The sequence below is a fragment of the Pigmentiphaga sp. YJ18 genome, assembly GCF_038066655.1.
GTDB lineage: Bacteria > Pseudomonadota > Gammaproteobacteria > Burkholderiales > Burkholderiaceae_B > Pigmentiphaga.
Map to the genome: position 1 here is coordinate 796695 of NZ_JBBUKU010000002.1, position 22449 is coordinate 819143.

Sequence of the window (22449 nt, forward strand, 5' to 3'; positions counted from 1 at the left end):
CGCGTTTCTTGCTTTCTGCAGGATCCCGGGCCCAGGGGCCCGGCGGGAACGGACGATGCGATCCAGGAAACCAACGCGGCTAGCCGGCGATGTTCCCCGAGGTAGTTCGATCGAGCATGGAAATGACGCGCATGCCGTTGTCCGTTCGTGTTGCAGTAAGGGTCTACGTTGCCTGGGATTTTAGCACAGCGCCCCCTTGCGGCCCAGCGTGGAACTGCCCGCGCGGGCGGAGAAAGAAGCCGTTCAGGCGCTGTTCGAGCGCGTGGGCGATCCAGCCCGAGGTCCGGCCCATGGCCCACAGCGCGCTGGCGGCGCCTGGCGGCAGGTCCCAGGCCGCGCAGGCCGCGACCAGGCCGAGCTCGATCCGGGGCGGCACCCCCACCCTGGCCTGGACCTCGTCCAGGAAGCGCAGCAGCGTCCCCGCCCGGCGGCCCGGGCGCGGATGCTCGCGCGCCATGCGTATCAGCAGCGCCGCCCTCGGGTCCCCTTGCGGATAGGATTCGATGCCGAAGGCCGACGAACGAGCGCGGTCGCGCACCACCCGCGCCACCCACGCGTCGAGCTGGCTGCGCGAGCGGACCGCGGCCAAGGTGTCCTCGATGCGGTCACACCCGCCGGCCAGGCCCGTGCCGGACAAAGCCGCCAGCGCCGCCCCCACGCAGGCATGGAGTTCCGCGCCGACCGAGGCGGCGATGCGCGCGCTGAACGTGGGCGGCGACAACTCGTGGTCCGCGCTCAGGATCAGCATGGCGTTCAGCACCCGCAGCAGATCGGGAGCGGCCTCCTTGCCCATCGCCTCGGCCAGGTGCTGGGCCAGCGGCTTGGCGCCGGCCGGCGGCCGGTAGCGGCGCGGGACGGACAGCAGGCCGCAGCAGCCGGCGAACGCCAGCACGAGTTGCCGCGCCGCCGGGACGGCCCCGCCGCCGCGCACCTCCTCGTCCACCGATCCGCCGCCCAGGGCCAGCGCCGCGGCCTGGAACACCCGGACCATGCGCGGCGTCTCGCCCGGCTCCGGACCGAAGGCGCCCAGCGCGCGGCGGGCGCGTGCCGGCAGCGGCTGGGCCGGCCAGATGCTGGCGCCCTCGGGCAGCACGCCGGTCCACAGCAGTTCGGCCACGTTCTCGAACGCCCCGGGGTACTCGACCAGGTCGGCCGCCAGGCGCCCCCGGTAGCGCGGCCCGGCCGGCGTGATTTCCGTGATGCCCGTATCGATCACGGGCTGTCCCCAGCGCAGCGCGGTCGCCGCCACCGGGCCGTGGCCCATCCGCGCCTGGCTGCGCGTGCGCAGCCCTTCGACCTCGTCGCGCAGGTACAGACGCGTCTTGCGGCCCGGCTGCGCGACCGGATGCAGCAGGCCGCGGCTGACGTAGGTGTACAGCGTGGCGGCCTTGACCTGCAGCAGGCGGCACGCTTCCTTGGAATCGACGAAGCCGCCGGCCTCCCAGGCCTGCCCGGCCGCGCCGTTCTCTGATGGATCCATGGTGTTGATGGCGGGCCTCGGACACCCGTCGAATCGACAATACATCGATTATGCAATCGAGATTGATTCGATGTAAATCGATCCATACACTCCGCTGCACATATCATTGCCGCCGGCACGCCAGCGCCGGCGCAGACAGGAGACCTCACCATGACCCCGCGCATGCCCCGCCCCCGCCGGGCCTTCCTGGCCCTTGCCCTGGCCGCGGCCCTGGCCCCGCCGGCCCACGCCCAGCCCGGCGCCTATCCGTCCCGCCCCATCACCATCGTCGTGCCGTTCCAGGCCGGCGGCGGCGCCGATACCGTCGCCCGCCTGCTGGCCACGCACATCGCCGGCCAGTTCAACGGACAAAGCGTCATCGTCGACAACCGCGCCGGGGCCTCGGGCAACATCGGCGCCAATTACGTCGCGCGCGCCGCCGCCGACGGCTACACGCTGCTGCTGACCAACAGCACCATCACGATCAATGCCGCGCTGAACTTCACCCAGGGCTACGACATCAGGAAGGACCTGCGGCCCATCGCCCAGCTCGTGTCCTCGCCGGTCGCCGTCGGGGTCAACAGCGGCTATCCCGCCCGCACCGTGGCCGAACTCGTCAGCCACCTGCGCGCGAACCCGGGCAAGGCCAACTACTCGTCCTGCGGCAACGGCTCGCCCCAGCACTTCGCCGGCGAAGCCTTCAACCAGGGCGCCAAGGTCGACATGGTGCACGTGCCCTACAACGGCTGCGCTCCGGCCGTCAGCGACGCGCTGGGCAACCAGGTGCCCATCCTGTTCAGCACCATTCCCAACATGGCGCCCCATGCCAAGACCGGCAAGCTGCGCATGCTGGGCGTCGCCTCGGCCAAGCGCCTGTCCTTCATGCCCGACGTGCCGGCCATCGCGGAAACGCCGGAGTTCAAGGACCTGGACATCAGTGTCTGGTTCGGGCTGTTCGCTCCCGCGGCCACGCCGGCCGAGGTGCGCGGCCGCATCGAGCAGGCGGTGATGGCCACGCTCAAGGACCTCAAGCTGCGCCAGGACTTCCAGTCGCGCTACTACGAAGTCGACGCCCTGGGCGCCGATGGCATGGCCCGGCAGGTCGACAAGGACCTGTCCATGTACGGGCAACTGGCCAAGCGGGCCAACATCAAGCTCGAATAGCCGCGCCGCCGCCCCTCTTCCCTTTTACTTCTCTCGCCAGGTATCGCCATGTCCACCTCTACCCCGACCGCCGGCTCGCTGCAGCAAGTGATCGACGATCTCGTCGTCGCCAACCGGGTGCTGGCCAAGTACAACGTGCTGGACGGCTTCGGCCACGTCAGTGTCCGCCATCCCGAACGGCCCGGCCACTTCCTGCTGTCGCGCTCGCTCGCGCCGGAACTGGTCACCGCCGCCGACATCATGGAATTCGACGCCGAATCCGAGCCGGTGGCCGGCGAAACGCGCACGCCCTATCTCGAACGCTACATCCATGGCGAGATCTACCGCGCCCGGCCCGACGTGAACGCGGTCGTCCACAGCCACTCGCCGTCGGTCATCCCGTTCGCCAGCTCATCGGTGCGGCTGCGGCCCATCTACCACATGGCCGGCTTCCTGTCGGGCGGCGCGCCCGTGTTCGACATCCGCTGCTGTTTCGGCGCGACCGACCTGCTGGTGCGCAACCGCGAGCACGGCAAGGAACTGGCGAAGATCCTGGGGCAGCAGAATATCTCGCTGATGCGCGGCCACGGCTTCGTCACCGTCGGCAGCGACGTGCGCATCGCGGTCTACCGCGCGATGTACACCGAGAGCAACGCGGCCCTGCAGCAGAAGGCCATCGGCCTGGGCGGCGAGATCACTTACCTGGACGAAGAGGAAGCCCTGAAGGCCGACACCATGATGGCCGGCGTGATGTTCCGCCCCTGGGAACTGTGGAAGAAGAAGGCGATGGAAGGCTGAGTCCTGGCCGGGCGGCACCATGCCGCCCGGCCGGATCCGTCCCGCCGGACTAGGTGATTTGCGGGAACGGCAGGCTGCGCAGCCGCTTGCCGCTCAATCGGGCCACCGCGTTGGCCACCGCCGGCGCCACCGGGGGCAGGCCGACCTCGCCCATGCCGCCCGGCGCATTGTCGGTCGGCATCACCTTCACCTGCACCGCAGGCGCCTGGTTGGCCCGCAGGAGCGTGTAGGTGTCCAGGTTGTGCTGCTGCACCTGCCCGCCCTTGTAGACCAGGCGTTCGCCCAGCGCCGCCGACAGTCCGAACAGCGCGGCGCCCTCGACCTGGGCCCGGATGTTGGCCGGACTGATGGCATGGCCGCAATCGACCGCGGCCCAGATGCGATGCACCACCGGCCGGCCCTCGCGCAGCGACACCTCGGCCACCATCGCGATGAAGGTGTTCCAGGCATCCGAGAAAGCCAGGCCCAGCGCGCGCCCCGCCTCCCTTCCCCGGCCCCAGCCGGCCATCGCGGCGGCCTCGCGCAGCACCGCCTGCGCGCGCGGCTGGTCGGCTGTCAGGTCCAGCCGGTATTGCAGCGCATCCTTGCCCGAGGCCGTGGCGATCTCGTCGATCATGGACTCCATGGAGAACTTCGTGTAGCCCGCCCCCACGGCGCGCCAGAAGCTGACGTCCACGCCGCGCTGTTCGCGGCCGTGCTCGATCAACTGGTCGGCAATGCCATAGACGCCGTCGGCCCCTTCCATGACGGGCGAATCCCGCCCGCCCGACTTCTCGTAGGCGGCCGCCGCCGTGCGCGCCATGATGCTCTCGGACACCAGGCGATGGTGCCAGCCGACGATGCGTCCCTGCGCGTCGACGCCGGCCACCAGGTGCTGGGCCGTCATCGGACGCGGCCGGGCCCGCAGGAAATCGTCCTCGCGGGTCCAGATGACCTGGATGGGCACGCCGGGCATGGCCTTGGCCAGCAGCGCCGCATGCAGGCTGTAGTCGGCCTCGGCGCGCCGGCCATAGCCCCCGCCCAGCAAGGTGATGTGGACCTTGATGTTTTCCGGCTTGTAGCCCGCGCCCGCGGCCACGGTGCCGATCACGCCCGACGGCGATTGCGAGGGCACCCAGATCTCGATGGCCTCGCCCTGGGCACGCGCCGTGCAGTTCATGGGTTCCATGGTCACGTGGGCGACGTGGTCGGTCGTATAGGTGGCGCGGAAGACGCGCGCCGCTCCGGCGATCTTCCCGGCCGCGTCGCCGTGCTTGTGCCAGACCGCGCCCGCCTCGTCCAGGCGTTCGGCCCGAGCGGTGAACGCCGCCAGCGCGGCCTCGCTGTCGTAGGAGCGCGCCTTGGCCTGTTCGCTCCACTTCACTTCCAGCAGCTCGCGCGCCTTGCGGGCCGTGGCGAACGAATCGGCCACCACCGCCACTCCGCCGGGCAGGCGGACCACCTTCCGGACGCCCGGCACCGCCAGCGCCGCCGCGTCCTTGACCTCCAGCGGCTGCTCGCCCTGCACCGGCGTGTGCAGCACCGCGGCCCACAGCATGCCGGGCAGGCGCACGTCGATGCCGAACCGGGCGCCGCCGCCGGACTTCTCCGGCACGTCCACGCGCGGCAGTTCCTTGCCGATCAGGGTGAAGGCGGACATGGGCTTGAGCATGCTCTTGTCCACCTTGGGCAGGGACTGCGGCGCGCGCGCGCCCTCGACCAGTTGGCCGTAGGTCATGCGGCGGCCGCTGGGCCCATGGACCAGGGTGCTGCGCTCGGCGCGGATCTCGGCGGCCGGCACGCCCCATTGCTCGGCGGCGGCCTGCGCCAGCACCAGCCGGGCCTGCAGGCCGGCCAGGCGCAGCGCCTCGTAGTAGCCCTTCACCGTGCGCGAGGAGCCGGTCACCATCGCGCCGCCGAAGCCGGGATTGCCGAACCGCCTGGGATCGGCGGGCGCCTGCTCGACCCGGACCGTGCTCCAGTCCAGCTCCATTTCCTCGGCCAGGATCAGCGGAATCGCCGTCATCGTGCCTTGCCCCATTTCCGAGGCGGGCGAATAGACCACGGCGGTATTGTCCGGCGACAGCGCGACCCAGGCCACCGGGCTGAAACGGGCGGCGGCGGCGTGCGCCTCGGGCAGCAGGCCGGCCAGGCCGCCGCGCGCGGCGCTCCAGCCGCCCAGCACGATACCGACCGCGGCGGCGCCGGATCCGGCGATGAAGGCGCGGCGCGTGAGCTTGTTCGTTTCCATGGCGCCTCCTAGGCCGCGGGCTTCTGGGCGACGCTGACCACCGCGTCGGCGATCTGGTTATAGGTCCCGCAGCGGCACAGATTGCCCGCCATGCCTTCCAGGACCTGTTCGCGCGACATCGGCCCGTCCGCGCCCGCCAGCATGCCGGCGGCGGTCATCATCTGTCCCGACTGGCAATAGCCGCACTGGGGCACCTGGTGGGCGATCCACGCCTGGCGCAGCGCCTGGCCCGCGCGGGTATCCATCACCCCTTCGATCGTGGTAACCGAGGCCTCCTTCACCGCCGCCGCCGGCAGCACGCACGAACGCGTGGCCTGGCCGTTGAAATGCACGGTACAGGCGCCGCACTGCGCCATGCCGCAGCCGAACTTGGTCCCGGTAAGCTGGAAATCCTCCCGCAGCACCCACAGCAGGGGTTTGTCGTCGGCGACGTCGGCCGACACCTGCTTGCCATTGAGCATGAACTCGATCACGGACTCCTCCTTGGAATAGTCGCGGCTACCTGCCGTGGCGCGGGCCGCCTGACAGCCGCCCGGCGCCGGCTCCCCATGCTAGCGGATGGGTGGCGCAAATGCCACTTTCTTTGAACGTGTTCATAATTTTCCAACATGCCCCGTCACGGCGCGTTTGGGACGGACGGTACCTCACATTGAACAGGCTGGAGGTTGAACGCCGGCACGGCGCTCCCTAGCATGGACCCCTGCCCGCACGCATTGCCTCGGGCATTTCCCATGAAGCAGCGAAGGAACAGCGTGACCGTACCGTTCGAACATTCTTTCTCCCCGGATACCCGGGTTCTCGTCACCGGCGGCACATCGGGCATCGGCCGTGCCATCGCCGCGGCGTACGCCGCCGGCGGCGCCCGCGTCACGGCCACCGGCGCGACACGGCATGAAGTGGAGCGCGCGAACGGCGCCGCGGACCTCGCCCTGGTGGACTGCGTCGTCCTGGACGTGCGCGATGCGCAGGCAGTACAACGGTTCGCCGCCCGGTTCCAGAACCTGGACGTGCTGGTGAACTGCGCCGGGGTGATCAGGCGCGGGGCCGAACTCACGGATCCGGCGGTTTTCGCCGATGTCGTGGACATCAATCTCAACGGCACCATGCGCATGTGCAGCGCGCTGCGACCGGCATTGGCCGCACGGCGCGGCACGATCGTGAACACCACCTCCATTCTGAGCGTCTTTGGCGGCGCCCAGGTGCCGGGCTACTCGGCGTCCAAGGGGGGCGTCGCACAGCTGACGAAATCCCTGGCCATCGCCTATGCGGCCGATGGCATTCGCGTCAATGCCATCGCACCGGGTTTCGTGCAGACCCCCATGGTCCAGGACATGACCGACAATGCCGAGCGCTCGCGCGCGATCGAGGCGCGGACTCCGCTCAAACGCTGGGGCCAGCCGCAAGACATGATCGGCCCCGTGATGTTTCTCGCGTCGCCGGCCGCCGCCTTCGTCACGGGGGTGGTACTGCCCGTGGACGGCGGCTATCTGGTCATGTCCAGCGACGCCGCGGGATGAGTGCGGGCGCGATGCCCCGCGCTCACTCCGCCTGGATGGAGAAGGCCTTCACACGCTGCGAGAAGCTGCGCCAGTCGGCATCGACGGACTCCCGCAGGCGGGCGGGCTCGCCTCCCTGCGGCTCGATCCCCAGGCCACGCAGCTTCTCCGCCACGTCCGGCAGGCGCAGCACTTCGTTCACATGGTGATTCAAGCTGGTCACCGTGCTGGCGGGCATGCCCTTGGGACCGAACAGGCCGTACCAGGGTACGATGTCCACGCCCTTGTACCCCAGCTCGGCAAAAGTCGGAACTTGCGGCAACGTGGGCCAGCGGCGCTCGCCCGATACCGCCAGCGGCTGCAATTTGCCGGTGCCGAGCTGCTGCGCGACGGCCCCCGGAGAGAGCCAGGCCACGGTGATCTGCCCGCCCATGAGATCGACCACGGCGGGCGCCACGCCGCGATAGGGAACGTGGCGGATCTGGACACCGGCATCGTGGTTGAGCACCTCGGCGGCCACATGCATGGGGGATCCGATGCCTGGGCTGGCGTAGCTGACGGCCTTGTCGTGGCGAGCCATGTCGATGAGCTGCTTGAGATCCCGGGGGCCATCGCCGGCACGGCTGAGCAACAGCAAGGGATTGATCCCGAGCTTCGCCACCGGGGTGAAATCCTTGCTCGGATCGTAGTTCACCCCCATGCCGAGCCTGAGCACCAGGGGCGTGATCGCCATGGTCTGGGGCGCCAGCAGCAAGGTGTGGCCGTCCGGCGCGGCGCGCATCACACCGGCCGCGCCGATGGCGCCGCTGGCTCCCGGCCGGTTGTCCACGATCACGCGCTGGCCCGTGCGCGCGGTGAGTTTCTCGGCCAGGATGCGCGCCAGCACGTCGGTGTCCCCTCCGGCCGGATAGGCCACGACCATCGTGATGGTCTTGGTGGGGAACGGCTGCGCCAGCGCCGGCGCGGCGGCAACGGGCAGCAAGGCGGCCAGGGCCGCAGCGGTCGACAATCGGGACAGACGCAATTTCATGAGGCTTCCTTGATGCGCCGGACTCGGCGCCTGCCGGCATTCTTCTGCTGTAATGACTGTCCGACAACAACTCAGGCGATCGAACAAAGGCACCGAGCGTCTCAACTTGCTCGGCCCTCGATTCAAGAACAAGGCGCATCGTGGATGCTCTGAGCGAAGTCCTGGCCATCTGCCGCTGTGAGCGCGCCGTCACGGCGCGGTTCACGCTGTCCGGGCCATGGTCGCTGCAATCGACCGGCGTGAGCGGCGCGATGATCCGCATGGTCGCCGGCAGGCCGTACTGGATGCAGGTCGAGGACGATCTCCCCTTTCTGGTTCAGCCAGGCGACCTGGTGATGCTGCCGCACGGCAGCGCGCATGTAATGTGCTCCGAACCCGGGCTGCCCCCGACACCGTTCCGAGAGTTGATCGAGCGCTACCGCGGAGGGCCCGAGGAAGACACTCCCTTCGTCATGGCGTGGGGCGGAGGCGGCGAGGTGTCGACGATGTTTTCCACGCTTGCCTGGTTCTCTACCTACTGCCGCAGCACGGTGATGGCCATCCTGCCCAAGTTCATTCACTTGCGCGCAAGCGATGTCAGCGTAGGCGGCGGGCTGGCCGGCGCCATGCACCTGCTGGTCGATGAATCGTTGGCGCGAAGGAGCGGTTGGAAGCTTGCCGCCGCGCGCCTGGCCGACCTGCTGCTGGTCCACATTCTGCGCGAGCACCTGGAAAGCAGGCATCCGCACCGGGCCAATTGGCTGCGCGGACTCACGCACAAGTCCATCGCGAGCGCGATTGCGCTGATGCATCGGGAACCCGCGCAAGACTGGACCCTGGCTTCTCTGGCCGATGCCGTCCATATGTCGCGCTCGCGTTTCAGCGCGCTGTTCGCGGCCCTCGTAGGCATGACGCCCATGGACTATCTGTTTCGCCACCGCATGGCGGTGGCCGCGGGCCTGCTCGAAGAGCGCCGCATGCCCCTGATCGAAGTTGCCGAGCATGTGGGCTATACCTCGGAGAAGGCGTTTTCGCGCGCGTTTGCGCGCTGGGCCGGGTACTCGCCGGCCAGGCACGTCCAGCGGGGCAACGGCCCCACCGCCTGACCTCCGTCCGGCAACAACGCCGCAATGCGCGCAGAGGCAAAAACCATGCAAAAAGGCCCGGTACGAATATTCGTACCGGGCCTTTGAATCTGGTAGGCGCGATTGGATTCGAACCAACGACCCCCACCATGTCAAGGTGGTGCTCTAACCAACTGAGCTACGCGCCTGCTGTTTGTGCAGCGAAGAATTAAATTCTACATGTAATTTCGAAGATGTGTCAAACGGCGCCGGGGCCTCATTCCTTGATGTTCGCGTCCTTCACGATGCGCTGGTAGCGCGCCTGCTCTTTCTTGACGAAATCGCCGAATTGCGCGGCGCTGCCCGTACCGGGCACCACGGACTGCTCGGCGAACTTGGCCTTGACCTCGGGCTGCTGCAGGACCTGGTTCAGTTCCTGGTTCAGCCTGGCGACGACGTTGGCCGGCGTGCGCGCGGGCGCGAACAGGCCGATCCAGGCCGTCATCGCCATGCCTTTCAGGGCCGGCAGCTCGCCGATGGCGGGCACGTCGGGCAGCGTGGGCAGGCGCTGGGCGGTGGTCACGGCCAGGCCCTTGACCTTCCTGGCGGCCACCAGCGGCACCGCCGAACCCGAGGCCAGGATGGCCAGGTCGACCTGGTTGCCCAGCAGGTCGGTGGTGGCCTGCGCGCCGCCGCGGTACGGCACGTGGCGCAGGCGCACCTGGGCCTGCTGCTGGATGATTTCCATGGCCAGATGCAGCACGGTGCCTATGCCCGAGGTGGCGTAGGTCAGCGAGTCGGGCTGGGCCTTGGCCATCTCCAGCACCTTGGCGAAGGAGTCCGCCGGCAGGCCCGGCCGGCCCATGATGACCATGGGCTGGGTCGCGATGAGTCCGATGGCGACGAGGTCGCGCGCGGTGTCGTACTTGACCGACTGCGGATTGACGTACTGCGCGATGGCCGCCGGGCTGTCCACGCCCAGCAGCAGCGTGTAGCCGTCGGGCTCGGCCTGCGCCGCCCGGTAGGTGCCTATGGTGCCGCCCCCGCCGCCGACGTTGTCGACGATGACCGACTGCCCCAGGCGCTCGCCCAGCTTCTGCGCCACCAGGCGCGCGATGCCGTCGGTGCTGCCGCCGGCCGTGAACGGCACGATCAGGCGGATGGGCTTGGCCGGCCAGGGGGACTGGGCCTGCGCGGTGGCGGCGTATCCCAGCGCCAGGGCCGAAACAAGGAAAGCGCGTCGTAGAGTGGCGGTCATGGTCGTCAGGAAGCGGAGTGGGAGGGCGTGGCGGGGATGCCGAAGTGCTGCAGGTGCAATGCGTCGAAGCGGCGATTCCAGTCGGCGCCCCAGGCGCTGCGCTGGCCCGCGTCTACCCAGGCGCCGGCCAGGCCGTTCAGCATGAAGCCGCGCAGGTCGGCAATGGGGAACTCGAAGTCCTCGACCATCATGGTCCAGGCCTTGGTCTGGGTGATGTTGTGCAGCGTGGGATCGTCGCTGTTGGGATGGATGCGCAAGCCCATCGCGCGCATCTTGCGGATGGGATGGTCCAGCGCCCAGCGGTCCGGCGGCAGTGTCCGCAGGTAGTACGAATTGGCGGGCACGACCGCGAACACGATGCCCGACTCGACGCAGCGCTGCGCCAGCTCCGGCTGGTCGACCACCGTGTAGCCGTGGTCGATGCGATCGACCTTGAGCACGTCCAGCGCGGTCCGCACATTGGTCCATGGCAGGCCGTATTCGCCGGCGTGAGCGGTGGTCTTGAGCCCCGCCCTGCGGGCGTCGGCATAGGCCTGCTCGAACCATTCCGGCGGGCCCAGCGCCTCGCGGTAGTCGATGCCTATGCCCGGCACCTCGTCGCGCCGGGCGGCGGCCATCCATTCGACCATTTCCACCGCGGCGGCGGGCGGCGCCTCGCGGTCGATGGCGGGCACCAGGCGCCCCACGATGTCCAGGTCCCGCTCGGCGTCGTGGATGGCGCGCACCATGGCGTCCTGGATCGCGGCGTAGGACAGTCCAGAGCCGCGCACGGAACCCGTCGGATTCCAGAAGAACTCCGCGTACAGCACGTTGTGCGCGCGGGCATCCTCCAGGTATTCGCGGGTCACGCGGTAGAAATCGTCCAGCGTGCGCAGGCCGTAGTCCTCCAGCGCGCGCAGCCCCGGAATCGCCCCCTGGCGCTTCTCGCCATGGGCATACAGACCGTCGATCTGCTCGCTGGACAACCCGCCCTTGCCTCCCGCCAGTTCGTGGAAGGTGGAACGGCGCAGCGCGCCCAGCAGGTGGCAGTGCAGCTCGGCCTTGGGCAGCGCATGGCAGAAGGCGCGCACGGCCTCGGTGGAAACTCGGGGTTCGGTCATGTCCGGCAACTCCATCCAGGCAGGGTCAATCCCCCGCGTAAAGGTCCTTGTACAGGAAAGGGTCGGGCTTGCGCGCCAGCATCGCGACCACGGTCGCGGCGATGCCTTCCTTGCGCCCCAGGAAACCCAGGGCCTCGTTGGTCTTGGCCTTGATGTTGACGCACGCGCCGGGCACGCCCAGGTCCTGGGCGATGTTGGCAACCATGGCCGCCGCGTGGGGGCCGATCTTGGGCGCCTGGGCATGGACCGTCGCATCGACGTTGATGACCTGCCAGCCCGCCTCGCGCACGCGCTGCATCGCGGTGCGCAGCAGCAGCCGGCTGTCGGCGCCGGCATAGGCGGGGTCGGTATCGGGAAAATGGCGGCCGATGTCGCCCAGCCCGGCCGCGCCCAGGATGGCGTCGGTGACCGCGTGCAGCAGCACGTCGGCGTCGGAATGGCCCAGGAGGCCATGCGTATGCTCGATCCGGACCCCGCCTATGATCAGCGGCCGCCCTTCGACCAGGGCGTGCACGTCGTAGCCCTGCCCGATACGGTAGGGATAGGTGCGGGGGTCGATGTCCTTGTCTTTGTTCATGTTGCGTCCAGCAGTTTTTCCATCAAGGCGAAATCCTGGGGCCAGGTCACCTTGAAATTCGACAGCGTGCCCGCCACCAGGCGGGGCGCCAGCCCCAGCGCCTCGACCGCGCTGGCCTCGTCGGTCACGGCCAGCCCGCGCACCGCCGCATGGGCCAGCGCGCGGCGCAGGAGGCCGGCCCGGAACATCTGCGGCGTCTGGGCCTGCCACAACCCGTCGCGCGGCACGGTGCCGGCCACGCGGGGCACGGCGCCGCCGCCCTGGGTCTTGATGGTGTCGGCCACGGGCATGGCCACCAATCCGCCCACCTCGTCGTCCAGGCAGGCGTCGATCAGCGCCCGCAGCACCGCCGGCGGCAGGCCCGGGCGCGCGGCGTCGTGCACCAGGACCCAGTCGTCGGCCTCGGCCCCGCAGCGCGCCAGCGCGTTGGTGACGGTGTCGGCGCGGGTGGCGCCGCCACAGGGCAGGCAGGTCACCCGGGGCAGCCCCGCCAGCGCGGCGCCGGCCAAGGTGTCGTCCGGGCCGACGGCCACCACCACCTGGCCGATGCGGTCGTCGCGCAACAGTGCCTGGACCGCATGGCGCAGCATGGGCTGGCCGCCCAGGAGCCGGTATTGCTTGGGCCGCACCGCCGCGGCGGCCACCGGATCCGGCTCGGGATCGGCGGCGCGCGCGCCCACGCCGCCGGCGGGCACGATGGCGATCAATCGGGAAATCGGTCTCATGGCTTCTATAATACGGAATTGCCGCCACGCCCGCGCCGGCCCCTGGGCGACGCTCTTTCCGCGAAACCGATGTCCCTCCCAGCCAGTACCGCCTCCACGTCTTCCCCTTCCGCCAGCACGCCCGCCGCCTGCCTGCCTTCGGCGTTGACGCAAGCCGTGCTGGCCGCGCTCCGGCCCGGCGAACGCTATGCCCAGCCCCGCCCCCCGGGCGCCGGCGACGCCTGGCTGCTGGCCGACCTGGCGCGCCGCGCCGGCAAGCCGCTGGCGGTGCTCACGGCCGATCCGCTGGACGCCCAGCGCCTGGCCGAGGAAATCCGCCTGTTCTCGCCCGGCCTGCGGGTGCACCAGTTCCCCGATTGGGAAACCCTGCCCTACGACGCCTTCTCGCCCCACGAAGACCTGATCTCCGAGCGCCTGAAGGCCCTGCATGCCCTGCTGCGCCAGGACGTGGACGTCCTGACGATACCGGTCACGACCGCGTTGTACCGGCTGGCCCCGCCCGCGTTCCTGGCGGCCTACACGTTCTCGTTCAAGCAGGGCGACCGGCTGGACGAGGCCGCGCTGCGCGCGCAACTGACGCTGGCCAACTACACGCACGTCACGCAGGTGACCGCGCCGGGCGAATTCTGCATCCGCGGCAGCCTGATCGACCTTTTCCCCATGGGCTCGGCCCTGCCCTACCGGCTGGACCTGTTCGACGACACCATCGAGTCCATCCGCAGCTTCGACATCGACACCCAGCGCAGCCTGTATCCCGTCAAGGAGATCCAGATGCTGCCGGGCCGCGAGTTCCCGATGGACGAGACCGCGCGCAACGAGTTCCGCGCGCGCTTTCGCGAGGAATTCGAGGGCGACCCGTCGCGCGCCACGCCCTACAAGGACATCGGCAACGGCATCGCCTTCCCGGGCGTCGAATACTACCTGCCGCTGTTCTTCGACGAGACCGCCACGCTGTTCGACTACCTGGGCGAACAGACCGTCGCGGTCACGCTGGGCGACGCCGAGGACACCATCCGGCGCTTCCTGCAGGACACCTCAAGCCGCTACGAATTCCTCAAGAGCGACCGCGAGCGCCCCATCCTGCCCCCGTCCCGGATCTTCCTGGACACCGATGGCCTGTTCGGCCACCTGAAGCGCTTCGCCCGCCTGGCGCTGTCCGGCGACCGCCCGCATCCGGCCTTCACCTCTCCGCCCGAGGTCGCCGTGCAGCGCAAGGCCGACGACCCGGTGGCGCGCCTGCGCGCCCTGGCGGCCCGGCAGGACCAGCGGGTGCTGCTGTGCGCCGAATCGGCCGGCCGCCGCGAGACCATCGCCCAGATGCTGGCCGAGTTCGGGCTGGACCCCGAACCGGTCGAGTCCGTACAGGACTTCCTGGGCCGGACCTCGTCCTTCGCGATCGGCATCGCGCCGCTGTCCTCGGGCTTCGGCCTGGCCGACCCCAAGCTGCTGTTCCTGACCGAGAGCGACCTGTTCTCCGGCCACGCCGTCCGCCGCGGCAAGCGCGGCCAGGAGCGGGCCAGCAACGTCGAATCCATGGTGCGCGACCTGTCCGAGCTGCGCGTGGGCGATCCGGTCGTCCACGTCCAGCACGGCATCGGCCGCTACCAGGGCCTGGTCAGCATGGACATCGGCGAAGGCGAGATGGAGTTCCTGCACCTGGAGTACGCCGGCGGCAGCACGCTGTACGTGCCGGTGTCGCAGCTGCACGTGATCGCGCGCTACAGCGGCGCCGACCCCGAGACCGCGCCGCTGCACCAGCTCGGCTCCGGCCAGTGGGAGAAGGCCCGCCGCAAGGCCGCCGCCCAGGCCCGCGACGCCGCCGCCGAGCTGCTGAACCTGTACGCCCGCCGCGCGCTGCGCCAGGGCCACATGTTCAAGCTGCCCATGTCCGACTACGAAGCCTTCGCCGAAACCTTCGGCTTCGAGGAAACGCCGGACCAGGCGGCCGCCATCCAGGCCGTGATCCAGGACATGACCTCGGGCAAGCCCATGGACCGGCTGGTATGCGGCGACGTGGGCTTCGGCAAGACCGAGGTGGCGCTGCGCGCCGCCTTCATCGCCGTGGCCAACAGCAAGCAGGTCGCGCTGCTGTGCCCCACCACCCTGCTGGCCGAGCAGCACGCGCAGAACTTCGCCGACCGCTTCGCCGACTGGCCGGTCCGCGTGGTCGAGCTGTCCCGTTTCAAGTCGGCCAAGGACATCAGCGCGTCCATCGAGCAGATCAACGATGGCCGGGTCGACATCGTCATCGGCACGCACAAGCTGCTGTCGGACAAGGTCAGGTTCAAGAACCTCGGCCTGGTCATCATCGACGAGGAACACCGCTTCGGCGTGCGCCAGAAAGAGGCGCTCAAGGCGCTGCGCGCCGAGGTCGACGTGCTGACGCTGACCGCCACGCCCATCCCCCGCACGCTGGGCATGTCGCTGGAAGGCATACGCGATTTCTCGGTCATCGCCACCGCGCCGCAGAAGCGGCTGGCGATCAAGACCTTCGTGCGGCGCGAGGACGGCAGCACCATACGCGAGGCCCTGCTGCGCGAACTCAAGCGCGGCGGCCAGGTGTACTTCCTGCACAACGAGGTCGAGACCATCCACAACCGCCGCGCCAAGCTCGAGGAACTGGTGCCCGAGGCGCGCATCGCGGTGGCGCACGGGCAGATGCCCGAGCGCGAGCTGGAGCAGGTCATGAAGGCCTTCTACCAGCAGAAGTACAACGTGCTGCTTTGCACCACCATCATCGAGACCGGCATCGACGTGCCCACGGCCAACACCATCGTGCTGCACCGCGCCGACCGCTTCGGCCTGGCCCAGCTGCACCAGTTGCGCGGCCGCGTCGGGCGCTCCCACCACCAGGCCTATGCCTATCTGCTGACGCCCGGCGAGGACGCCATCACCAGCAACGCCAGGAAGCGCCTGGAAGCCATCCAGGCCATGGAGGAACTGGGCTCGGGCTTTTACCTGGCCATGCACGACCTGGAGATACGCGGCGTGGGCGAGGTGCTGGGCGAATCGCAGTCGGGCAACATCCAGGAAGTCGGCTTCCAGATGTACACCGACATGCTGAACGAAGCGGTCCGGGCCCTGAAGAACGGCCGCGAACCCGACCTGAACGCGCCGCTGTCGGCCACCACCGAGATCAACCTGCACGTGCCCGCCCTGCTGCCGCAGGACTATTGCGGCGACGTCCATGCGCGCCTGGCGATCTACAAGCGCCTGGCCAACTGCGAAGATGCCGCCGACATCGACACGATCCAGGAAGAGCTGATCGACCGTTTCGGCAAGCTGCCCGAGGCGGCGCGCGCCCTGATCGAGATCCACCGGCTGCGCCTGGCGGCCAAGTCGGTGGGCGTGATCAAGATCGATGCCAGCGAATCGGCCGCCGTGCTGCAGTTCGAGCCCAATCCTCCCATCGATCCGATGCGCGTCATCAGCCTGGTCCAGAAGAACCGCCACATGCGCCTGTCGGGCCAGGACAAGCTGCGCATCGAGATCAAGGGCGCCGACCTGAAGGCGCGCGTGGACGCTGTGCGCACGGTGCTGCGCTCGCTGGTCTGAACCCGTTTCCCCTTTCCATTCCCTACCCATGACCCATCTCGTTATCCAGGCCCCCGACCTCGCCCAGGCAGCCATCGAACACGTCTCGGCCCTGGCCCATGCCCGGCGCATCGTCGAACTCGCGCCCGGCGCCGTCCGCCTGACCGAGGCCGACGATGCCCCCGCGGCGCGCGCCCGGGTCGCCGCCTATTGCCAGGAGGCCCGCGTGGACTGGGCCTACGTCGAACCGGGTGCCCGGCTGGCCGACTGGAAGGTGTTGGCCATGGACATGGACTCGACCCTGATCAACATCGAATGCATCGACGAGATCGCCGACATGGCCGGCCTCAAGCCGCAGGTGGCGGCCATCACCGAAGCCGCGATGCGGGGCGAGATCGCCGACTTCAGCGAAAGCCTGACGCGCCGCGTGGCGCTGCTCCAGGGGCTGCCGCTGGACGCGCTGGAACAGGTCTACGTGGAAAGGCTGCGGCTGAACCCGGGCGCCGAGCGCCTGCTGCTGGCGGCGCAGCGGGTGGGCATCAAGACCCTGCTGGTCTCGGGCGGTTTCACCTGGTTCACTAGCCGCCTGCAGCAGCGGCTCCAGTTGAACGAGGCGCACGCCAACACGCTGGAAGTGGAGAACGGCCGGCTCACGGGCAAGGTGCAGGGCGCCATCCTGGACGCCGACGCCAAGGCCCGCCACCTGCGCGAGTTCGCCCAGCGCCACGGCGCGCCGCTGGCGCGCGCGATCGCCGTGGGCGACGGCGCCAACGACCTGAAGATGCTGGGACTGGCCGGCCTGAGCGTGGCCTACCACGCCAAGCCCGTGGTGCGCGAGCAGACCAGCCGCGCGCTGAACGTCTGCGGCCTGGACGGCATCCTGAACTGGTTCGAGGATACCCTGGGCTGATCCGCGGCCGCTTCTGTTGTAGTGTTACGGTCCAGCCCCATTTTCAGGATTTGCCCGCCATGTCACCACGCCCAGCCAAGGCCTCGGCGGATGCGCCCCGCACCCGCGATGCCGAGCGCACGCGCCAGACCATCCTGGAAGCCGCGACCGCCGAGTTCGCGTCGCTGGGCCTGGGCGGGGCCCGCATGGACCGCATTGCCGAACGCGCCAAGGTCGACAAGCGGCTGATCTACTACTACTTCAACAACAAGGACGACCTGTTCCTGGCCGTGATGGAACGCGCCTATGCCGCCATCCGCCAGGCCGAACGGGAACTGCACCTGGAAGCGCTGAATCCGCCCGACGCCGTGCGCAGGCTGGTCGAGTTCACCTGGCACTACTACCTGGAAAACCCGGAGTTCCTGTGCCTGCTCAATAACGAGAACCTGCACCAGGCCACCCACCTGAAGCGCTCGTCCCAGGTGCGGGACATGCACTCGCCCTTCGTGCAATGGCTGGCCGACATCCTGGAACGCGGCCAGGCGCAAGGCCTGTTCCGCGCCGGCGTCGATCCGGTGCAGCTCTACATCTCCATCGCCAGCGTGGCCTATTTCTATCTGTCCAACCAGTACACGCTGTCGGAAATCTTCGGCCGCGACCTGATGGCGCCCCCCGCGCTGGACGAACGGCTGGCCCACATGGTCGACGTCATCCTGGGTTACCTGCGCCCCTGACCGCCCCGCCCTTCACCAGCGGCGTCCCGGTGGCCGTGTAGACATGCCGCACGGCATCCTGGGCGCCGTCGTCGAAGCGGCGCCGCGCGGGTCGATCAAAGAAGGTCGCCAGCGCCGGCTCCCCCGCGTGCTCCGGCGTGGCGAAATCGAAGATCTCCAGGTAGCGCCCGGGATCGCGGACTTGGTGAAACAGCCGGTATCGGGTGCAGCCGGGAATATCCCCGCTGGCCCTTCCCTGCTCCAGCCCATCGGCCTCGGCCAGGGGCCGCGGCGGCCGGAAGGCCCGCAGCAGCACGGCACCGGGCTCCGCTTGTTCGCCGTGCGCCACCGCCGCCAGCCGGACCAGGTTCCGCCGGATGCGGTCCTTGCCGAAGAAAGTCCATATCCGGCCCGACCACGGCGTCGGATGCGTCACCACGTGCTGGAAACCGGGACTGTCCTCCACGCTTTCATCCCGCGTCTCATAAAGCGCCAGGAATTTGGGGAACGCGTCGTCGCAGTAGTAGCGGCGCCCGCTGACGAACCCCTCCAGCCCGACGACCTGGGGTATGTGCTCCAGTTCGTACCACGCATGGAACTCTTCCTCGCGATGCGGCGGCACGTGTAGCCAGACCGCGATCAAACCGGTTGCTTGCATGGTCATTCCATTCTGATGTTGGCATCGGTGATCACGCGCTGCCATCTCTGCAACTCGCTATCGACCAGCCTGGAGAAGGCCTCGGGCCCGTCGTTGGAAGGATCGGCGCCCGCCGACGCCAGTTGCGCCCGCACCTCGGGCAGCGCCAGGGCCTTGCGCAGTTCCGCGTTCAGCCGCTCGACCACCGGACGCGGCGTGCCCGCGGGGGCGATCAGGCCGTACCAGGCCACGACCTCGGCGCCGGGCAGCCCGGCCTGGGCCACCGTGGGCACGCCCGGCAGCGCGGACGAAGGCTCGGGCCCCGCCACCGCCAGCGCGCGCAACTGGCCCGACTTGATGAAGGACAGCACCGGCGGCACGCCGCTGAACAGGATCTGCACGCGCTGGGCCAGCAGGTCGGTCAGCGCGTCCTGGTTGCCCTTGTAGGGCACGTGCACGATCTCGACGCGCGCCAGCGACTTGAACAGCTCCCCGGCCAGATGGTTGGTGCTGCCCACGCCCGACGAGGCGAAGTTCAGCTTGCCCGGATGCGCGCGGGCGTAGGCGATCAACTCCTGCAGGTTGCGCGCCGGCACCGAGGGATGCACCAGCAGCACGTTGGGGCTGCTGGCGATCACGCCCACCATGGCCAGGTCCTTGCGGGTGTCGAAGGGCATCTTCGATCCGTATAGCGCCGGGTTCACCGTCATCGGCCCCGTCGTGCCTATCCCTATCGTATAGCCGTCCTTGGGCGCCTTCGCGATCATGTCCACGCCTATGTTGCCGCCCGCGCCGCCCTTGTTCTCGACCACCACGGGCTGGCCCAGATGCCGTGACAAGGGTTGCGCCAGCGCGCGCGCCAGGATGTCCACCGAGCTGCCCGCCGCGAACGGCGCGATCAGGCGTATCGGGCGGGACGGGTAGTCCTGGGCGTGCACGGCGCCCGGCGCGCCGGCCAGGATGGCCAGCGCAAACGCAATGCGTTTCATGGAGTCTCCTCGTTGTCGTTCTTCATGTGTGCGTACGGTGGCAGGCCGGGCTCGGGCATCCTGGCGGCCAGGATCACGCCCTGCTCCGCCTCGGTCACGTACAGCGTGCGCCGGTCGGGCCCGCCATACGCGGCGTTCGTGGTGCGGCGGCCCGCGCACGAACGGATGCGCAGCAGCGGCTCGCCCATCGCGCTGAACAGCCATCCCGAACCGAGTCCCGCATGGACGACGGCCAGATTGCCGCGCATGTCCGTCGCCAGGCCATCGGGGCCGGTCGGGCTGCCCGACAGCTGGATGAAGCGCCCCACCTTGCCGACGCGCCCCGCCTCGTCCAGCGGCACGCTGTAGATGGCGTTGTCGCGGGTCACGGCCAGGTACAGCAGCCGCTCGCCCGGCGCGAAGGCCAGGCCGTTCGGGCCCGCCAGGCTGTCGACCAGCGTTTCCACCTGGCTGGCGCCGCGCCGCAGCCGGCACAGCCGGCCCGTGGGCCGGTTCAGCGCGCTGTCGCCCTGGTCGGTGAAATACAGATCGCCATTGGCCGCGAACAGAAGGTCGTTGACGCCCTGGAGCCGGCGCGCCTCGTCCGGCGCCAGCAGCGTCCGTGGACGGCTGTCCCGGGGCGACATGGCCATGATGCCGTGGCGCCGGTCGGCGATGAACAGGCGGCCGTCGCGGTGCAGCGTCAGGCCGTTGGGCTCGCCGTCGTAGCGGCAGGCCAGCGAGAACCGTCCCGCCGGATCGATGCGGAAGATCCGCCCATGGGCGAGGTCGGTGCAGTACAGCGCCCCGTCCCGATCGAAAGCCGGGCCTTCCAGGAAGGAATGCAGCGGGCCGGCTCCCCGCGCGCGCACCCAGGGCGACGTGGACTGCGTCAGGTGCAGGGATGGCGGCAGCGCGGCGTAGACCTCGGTGGGCAGATCGGGCGGAGCGGCGTACATGGGACCAGGACGGGTGGGACAGCCACCTATAATGGCAGTCGTTCCCCAGCCCGGGTAACGGTTTTTTCAGATGCCCCCATCTGGATCCGCGATGCCCCCCGGGCCACGCCCGCCATGGATCTGCGACGCCTGCGCTACTTCGTCACCATACTGGAAACCGGCAGCTTCTCGCAGGCGGCCGAACGCCTGCACGTCGTGCAGAGCGCGCTTAGCGCGCAGATACAGAAACTGGAGGATTCGCTGGGTACCCGCCTGTTCGTGCGCGATGCCCATGGCGTGCAGCCCACGCCGTCCGGCCGCAAGCTGCTCGGCCACGCCCGCCGCATCCTGGACATGGTGGCGGCCGCCGAACACGATCTGCGGCAGGACGCCGAATCGCCGCGCGGCATCGTGCGCATCGGCATTCCCAGCAGCATCAGCCGCATGATGACCGTTCCCCTGCTGCAGACGGTCGAGCAAGCGCACCCCGACGTGACGCTGCACGTGGTCGAAGCCATGACCGACGAACTCGAAACGCTGTTGAAGCAGAACCGGCTCGAGATGGCCATCCTGTTCACCGTGGGCGAGACCGGCAGCCCCCATCTGATCGATCCCCTGCGCGACGAGCCCCTGTACCTGGTGTCCCCGGCGGATGGCTCCACGCCCCCCGCTCGGGCCGTCCCCTTTCCCGAGCTGGCCCGCATGGACCTCGTGCTGCCCACGCTGCGCCACCGTGTGCGCCAGATGCTGTCGCGCGAGGCCGAGCAGCGCGGCCTGGCACTCAGGATCAAGCACGAGCTGGACTCCATGGCCCAGACCGTGCAGTTGATCGCCGCGGGCAACGGCAGCTCGGTCATGATCGTCTCGTCCTTCATCGAGGAATGGCTGGCCGGCCGCGTCCAGGCCACCCCGGTGTCCGACCTGCGCACCGCCGCGCGGGTGGTGCTGGCGACCTCCCATGGCGCCTCGCACAGCGCGGTGGCCGGCATCCGGGATCTGGTCGTCGCGACCTCGGCACGGCTGGCGCGCGACGGCACCTGGCCCGACCGGCCGGAAAGTTGCCCGCGGCCGCCGGGCTGACCCGGTTTATCCCCAGCCGATGTGGAAAACCCTGGGGACAGCGCGGGCACAACCCCGTTCCACCCAGATTCCATGCGGGTTTCCGGGCTGTGACGCAAAAATGGGCAAGTTCCTCTTCCGCTGCGCAACTTTTGCGCGATCACCGCAATTTCCTGCGCTTGGCCCGCGGCCGCCGGCGCTATGTTCGGCCTTCCACCCATCGCCACGGAGGCCAACCGCATGCCCTCTTCCCTTTCCCTGGATCCCGCCAAGGCCGTCCTGCTGGTCGTCGACATGCAGAACGACTTCGTCTTGCAGGACGCGCCCATGGAGGTTCCCGCCGCGCGCCAGCGCATCCCCGCCATGGCCGCGCTGGTCGCCCAGGCCCGCGCAGCCGGCGTTCCGGTCATCTACACCCAGCATGTGCTGTACGACGAGTTCGATGTATCGCCGCTGGAAACGACACAGCTGCCGCACCTGAAGACGGCCGGCATGCGCGCGGGCACGCCCGGGGTCGAGATCATCGCCGAACTGGCGCCCCGTCCCGGCGAAGTCGTCATCCCCAAGCATCGCTACGACGCGTTCTACAACACCCGGCTCGAAACCGTCATACGCAACATCCGCGGCCGCAACGCGGTCGACAGCGTGATCATCACCGGCACGGTCACCAGCGTGTGCTGCGAGTCGACCGCGCGCAGCGCCTTCATGCGCGACCTGCGGGTCTTCTTCGTTGACGACGCCACCGGCGGCTTCGACGACGCCTCGCACCTCGCCACGCTAACCACCATCGACCGCGTGTTCGGCAAGGTCGTCTCCACGCGCCAGGTCCTGGACGCGCTGGGCGGAGCATGA

At 69.3% G+C, this 22449-nt stretch carries 20 protein-coding genes and 1 tRNA gene; 9 read left to right on the plus strand and 12 right to left on the minus strand.

From position 1 onward, the window contains the following. Positions 1 to 163: 163 nt before the first annotated feature. Positions 164 to 1480 carry a citrate synthase gene (locus tag WKR98_RS17545; protein WP_341434208.1) on the minus strand — a complete coding sequence of 439 codons (1317 nt, stop codon included), beginning with the start codon at positions 1478 to 1480 and terminating at the stop codon, positions 164 to 166. Between the two features lie 150 nt (positions 1481 to 1630). On the opposite strand from WKR98_RS17545, the gene WKR98_RS17550 reads away from it, so the two are divergent. Both WKR98_RS17550 and WKR98_RS17555 read left to right on the plus strand, forming a co-directional pair. Beyond that, the gene (locus WKR98_RS17550) at positions 1631 to 2623 is read left to right on the plus strand and encodes a tripartite tricarboxylate transporter substrate binding protein (protein WP_341434209.1); all 993 of its coding nucleotides are present in this window, start codon (positions 1631 to 1633) and stop codon (positions 2621 to 2623) included. Between the two features lie 48 nt (positions 2624 to 2671). After that, positions 2672 to 3400, plus strand: coding sequence for a class II aldolase/adducin family protein (locus tag WKR98_RS17555; protein ID WP_124689428.1), 729 nt, complete (start codon positions 2672 to 2674; stop codon positions 3398 to 3400). Positions 3401 to 3449: 49 nt separating this feature from the next. Here WKR98_RS17555 and WKR98_RS17560 read toward each other — a convergent pair whose 3' ends face one another. Both WKR98_RS17560 and WKR98_RS17565 read right to left on the minus strand, forming a co-directional pair. After that, positions 3450 to 5630, minus strand: a complete 2181-nt coding sequence (locus WKR98_RS17560) for a xanthine dehydrogenase family protein molybdopterin-binding subunit (protein WP_341434210.1) — start codon at positions 5628 to 5630, stop codon at positions 3450 to 3452. An 8-nt stretch (positions 5631 to 5638) separates the two neighbouring features. Then, entirely contained in the window at positions 5639 to 6103 is a 465-nt protein-coding gene (locus WKR98_RS17565; RefSeq protein WP_341434211.1) for a (2Fe-2S)-binding protein, read from the minus strand. Between the two features lie 258 nt (positions 6104 to 6361). On the opposite strand from WKR98_RS17565, the gene WKR98_RS17570 reads away from it, so the two are divergent. Then, the gene (locus WKR98_RS17570; RefSeq protein WP_445936107.1) at positions 6362 to 7147 is read left to right on the plus strand and encodes an SDR family NAD(P)-dependent oxidoreductase; all 786 of its coding nucleotides are present in this window, start codon (positions 6362 to 6364) and stop codon (positions 7145 to 7147) included. A gap of 22 nt (positions 7148 to 7169) precedes the next feature. Here WKR98_RS17570 and WKR98_RS17575 read toward each other — a convergent pair whose 3' ends face one another. Further along, on the minus strand, positions 7170 to 8156 hold the full coding sequence (locus WKR98_RS17575; RefSeq protein ID WP_341434213.1) for a Bug family tripartite tricarboxylate transporter substrate binding protein: 987 nt from the start codon (positions 8154 to 8156) through the stop codon (positions 7170 to 7172). 140 nt (positions 8157 to 8296) lie between these two features. Here WKR98_RS17575 and WKR98_RS17580 point away from each other — a divergent pair, with 140 nt between their 5' ends. Then, positions 8297 to 9241 carry an AraC family transcriptional regulator gene (locus WKR98_RS17580; protein WP_124689423.1) on the plus strand — a complete coding sequence of 315 codons (945 nt, stop codon included), beginning with the start codon at positions 8297 to 8299 and terminating at the stop codon, positions 9239 to 9241. 90 nt (positions 9242 to 9331) lie between these two features. Here the strand turns inward: WKR98_RS17580 and WKR98_RS17585 are convergent. From WKR98_RS17585 to ispD, 5 genes are all read right to left on the minus strand, one after another. After that, positions 9332 to 9408, minus strand: a tRNA-Val gene (locus WKR98_RS17585). Positions 9409 to 9476: 68 nt separating this feature from the next. After that, positions 9477 to 10457 carry a Bug family tripartite tricarboxylate transporter substrate binding protein gene (locus tag WKR98_RS17590; RefSeq protein ID WP_341434214.1) on the minus strand — a complete coding sequence of 327 codons (981 nt, stop codon included), beginning with the start codon at positions 10455 to 10457 and terminating at the stop codon, positions 9477 to 9479. 5 nt (positions 10458 to 10462) lie between these two features. Then, entirely contained in the window at positions 10463 to 11557 is a 1095-nt protein-coding gene (locus tag WKR98_RS17595) for an adenosine deaminase family protein (RefSeq protein WP_341434215.1), read from the minus strand. Between the two features lie 25 nt (positions 11558 to 11582). After that, entirely contained in the window at positions 11583 to 12134 is a 552-nt protein-coding gene (gene ispF / locus WKR98_RS17600; protein WP_124689420.1) for a 2-C-methyl-D-erythritol 2,4-cyclodiphosphate synthase, read from the minus strand. Further along, positions 12131 to 12859 carry a 2-C-methyl-D-erythritol 4-phosphate cytidylyltransferase gene (gene ispD, locus WKR98_RS17605; protein WP_124689419.1) on the minus strand — a complete coding sequence of 243 codons (729 nt, stop codon included), beginning with the start codon at positions 12857 to 12859 and terminating at the stop codon, positions 12131 to 12133. Before ispD ends, ispF begins: the two co-directional genes overlap by 4 nt. Positions 12860 to 12928: 69 nt before the next feature. Between ispD and mfd the strand changes: the two genes are divergently transcribed. Genes mfd through WKR98_RS17620 form a run of 3 tightly spaced genes read left to right on the plus strand, consistent with a single transcriptional unit; the run spans position 12929 to position 18016 of the window. Further along, a complete protein-coding gene (gene mfd / locus WKR98_RS17610; protein ID WP_341434216.1) occupies positions 12929 to 16414 on the plus strand; it encodes a transcription-repair coupling factor in 3486 nt (1161 codons plus the stop codon). 28 nt (positions 16415 to 16442) lie between these two features. Continuing rightward, positions 16443 to 17303: a phosphoserine phosphatase SerB gene (serB, locus tag WKR98_RS17615; protein ID WP_124689417.1), complete on the plus strand. Its 861-nt coding sequence runs from the start codon at positions 16443 to 16445 to the stop codon at positions 17301 to 17303. Between the two features lie 59 nt (positions 17304 to 17362). After that, entirely contained in the window at positions 17363 to 18016 is a 654-nt protein-coding gene (locus tag WKR98_RS17620; protein ID WP_124689416.1) for a TetR/AcrR family transcriptional regulator, read from the plus strand. Here WKR98_RS17620 and WKR98_RS17625 read toward each other — a convergent pair. From WKR98_RS17625 to WKR98_RS17635, 3 genes are read right to left on the minus strand one after another with little or no spacing between them, the layout of a single operon-like run. Next, positions 17991 to 18653 carry a hypothetical protein gene (locus WKR98_RS17625; protein ID WP_341434217.1) on the minus strand — a complete coding sequence of 221 codons (663 nt, stop codon included), beginning with the start codon at positions 18651 to 18653 and terminating at the stop codon, positions 17991 to 17993. The two genes, WKR98_RS17620 and WKR98_RS17625, sit on opposite strands and share 26 nt — an antisense overlap. 2 nt (positions 18654 to 18655) lie before the next feature. Continuing rightward, entirely contained in the window at positions 18656 to 19621 is a 966-nt protein-coding gene (locus WKR98_RS17630; RefSeq protein ID WP_341434218.1) for a Bug family tripartite tricarboxylate transporter substrate binding protein, read from the minus strand. Then, positions 19618 to 20559: an SMP-30/gluconolactonase/LRE family protein gene (locus WKR98_RS17635; protein WP_341434219.1), complete on the minus strand. Its 942-nt coding sequence runs from the start codon at positions 20557 to 20559 to the stop codon at positions 19618 to 19620. Before WKR98_RS17635 ends, WKR98_RS17630 begins: the two co-directional genes overlap by 4 nt. A gap of 114 nt (positions 20560 to 20673) precedes the next feature. Here WKR98_RS17635 and WKR98_RS17640 point away from each other — a divergent pair, with 114 nt between their 5' ends. Then, positions 20674 to 21618, plus strand: a complete 945-nt coding sequence (locus tag WKR98_RS17640; RefSeq protein ID WP_161567815.1) for a LysR family transcriptional regulator — start codon at positions 20674 to 20676, stop codon at positions 21616 to 21618. A 219-nt stretch (positions 21619 to 21837) separates the two neighbouring features. After that, positions 21838 to 22449, plus strand: a complete 612-nt coding sequence (locus WKR98_RS17645) for an isochorismatase family protein (RefSeq protein ID WP_161567814.1) — start codon at positions 21838 to 21840, stop codon at positions 22447 to 22449.

Excerpts from the sequence above, each read along its gene's own strand:
- WKR98_RS17620 (WP_124689416.1), top strand. The coding sequence starts at position 17,363 with ATGTCACCACGCCCAGCCAAGGCCTCGGCGGATGCGCCCCGCACCCGC.
- WKR98_RS17545 (WP_341434208.1), bottom strand. The coding sequence starts at position 1,480 with ATGGATCCATCAGAGAACGGCGCGGCCGGGCAGGCCTGGGAGGCCGGC.
- serB (WP_124689417.1), top strand. The coding sequence starts at position 16,443 with ATGACCCATCTCGTTATCCAGGCCCCCGACCTCGCCCAGGCAGCCATC.
- WKR98_RS17630 (WP_341434218.1), bottom strand. The coding sequence starts at position 19,621 with ATGAAACGCATTGCGTTTGCGCTGGCCATCCTGGCCGGCGCGCCGGGC.
- WKR98_RS17640 (WP_161567815.1), top strand. The coding sequence starts at position 20,674 with ATGGATCTGCGACGCCTGCGCTACTTCGTCACCATACTGGAAACCGGC.
- WKR98_RS17570 (WP_445936107.1), top strand. The coding sequence starts at position 6,362 with ATGAAGCAGCGAAGGAACAGCGTGACCGTACCGTTCGAACATTCTTTC.
- mfd (WP_341434216.1), top strand. The coding sequence starts at position 12,929 with ATGTCCCTCCCAGCCAGTACCGCCTCCACGTCTTCCCCTTCCGCCAGC.
- WKR98_RS17555 (WP_124689428.1), top strand. The coding sequence starts at position 2,672 with ATGTCCACCTCTACCCCGACCGCCGGCTCGCTGCAGCAAGTGATCGAC.
- ispF (WP_124689420.1), bottom strand. The coding sequence starts at position 12,134 with ATGAACAAAGACAAGGACATCGACCCCCGCACCTATCCCTACCGTATC.
- WKR98_RS17595 (WP_341434215.1), bottom strand. The coding sequence starts at position 11,557 with ATGACCGAACCCCGAGTTTCCACCGAGGCCGTGCGCGCCTTCTGCCAT.
- WKR98_RS17635 (WP_341434219.1), bottom strand. The coding sequence starts at position 20,559 with ATGTACGCCGCTCCGCCCGATCTGCCCACCGAGGTCTACGCCGCGCTG.
- WKR98_RS17560 (WP_341434210.1), bottom strand. The coding sequence starts at position 5,630 with ATGGAAACGAACAAGCTCACGCGCCGCGCCTTCATCGCCGGATCCGGC.
- WKR98_RS17590 (WP_341434214.1), bottom strand. The coding sequence starts at position 10,457 with ATGACCGCCACTCTACGACGCGCTTTCCTTGTTTCGGCCCTGGCGCTG.
- WKR98_RS17645 (WP_161567814.1), top strand. The coding sequence starts at position 21,838 with ATGCCCTCTTCCCTTTCCCTGGATCCCGCCAAGGCCGTCCTGCTGGTC.
- ispD (WP_124689419.1), bottom strand. The coding sequence starts at position 12,859 with ATGAGACCGATTTCCCGATTGATCGCCATCGTGCCCGCCGGCGGCGTG.
- WKR98_RS17625 (WP_341434217.1), bottom strand. The coding sequence starts at position 18,653 with ATGCAAGCAACCGGTTTGATCGCGGTCTGGCTACACGTGCCGCCGCAT.
- WKR98_RS17575 (WP_341434213.1), bottom strand. The coding sequence starts at position 8,156 with ATGAAATTGCGTCTGTCCCGATTGTCGACCGCTGCGGCCCTGGCCGCC.
- WKR98_RS17550 (WP_341434209.1), top strand. The coding sequence starts at position 1,631 with ATGACCCCGCGCATGCCCCGCCCCCGCCGGGCCTTCCTGGCCCTTGCC.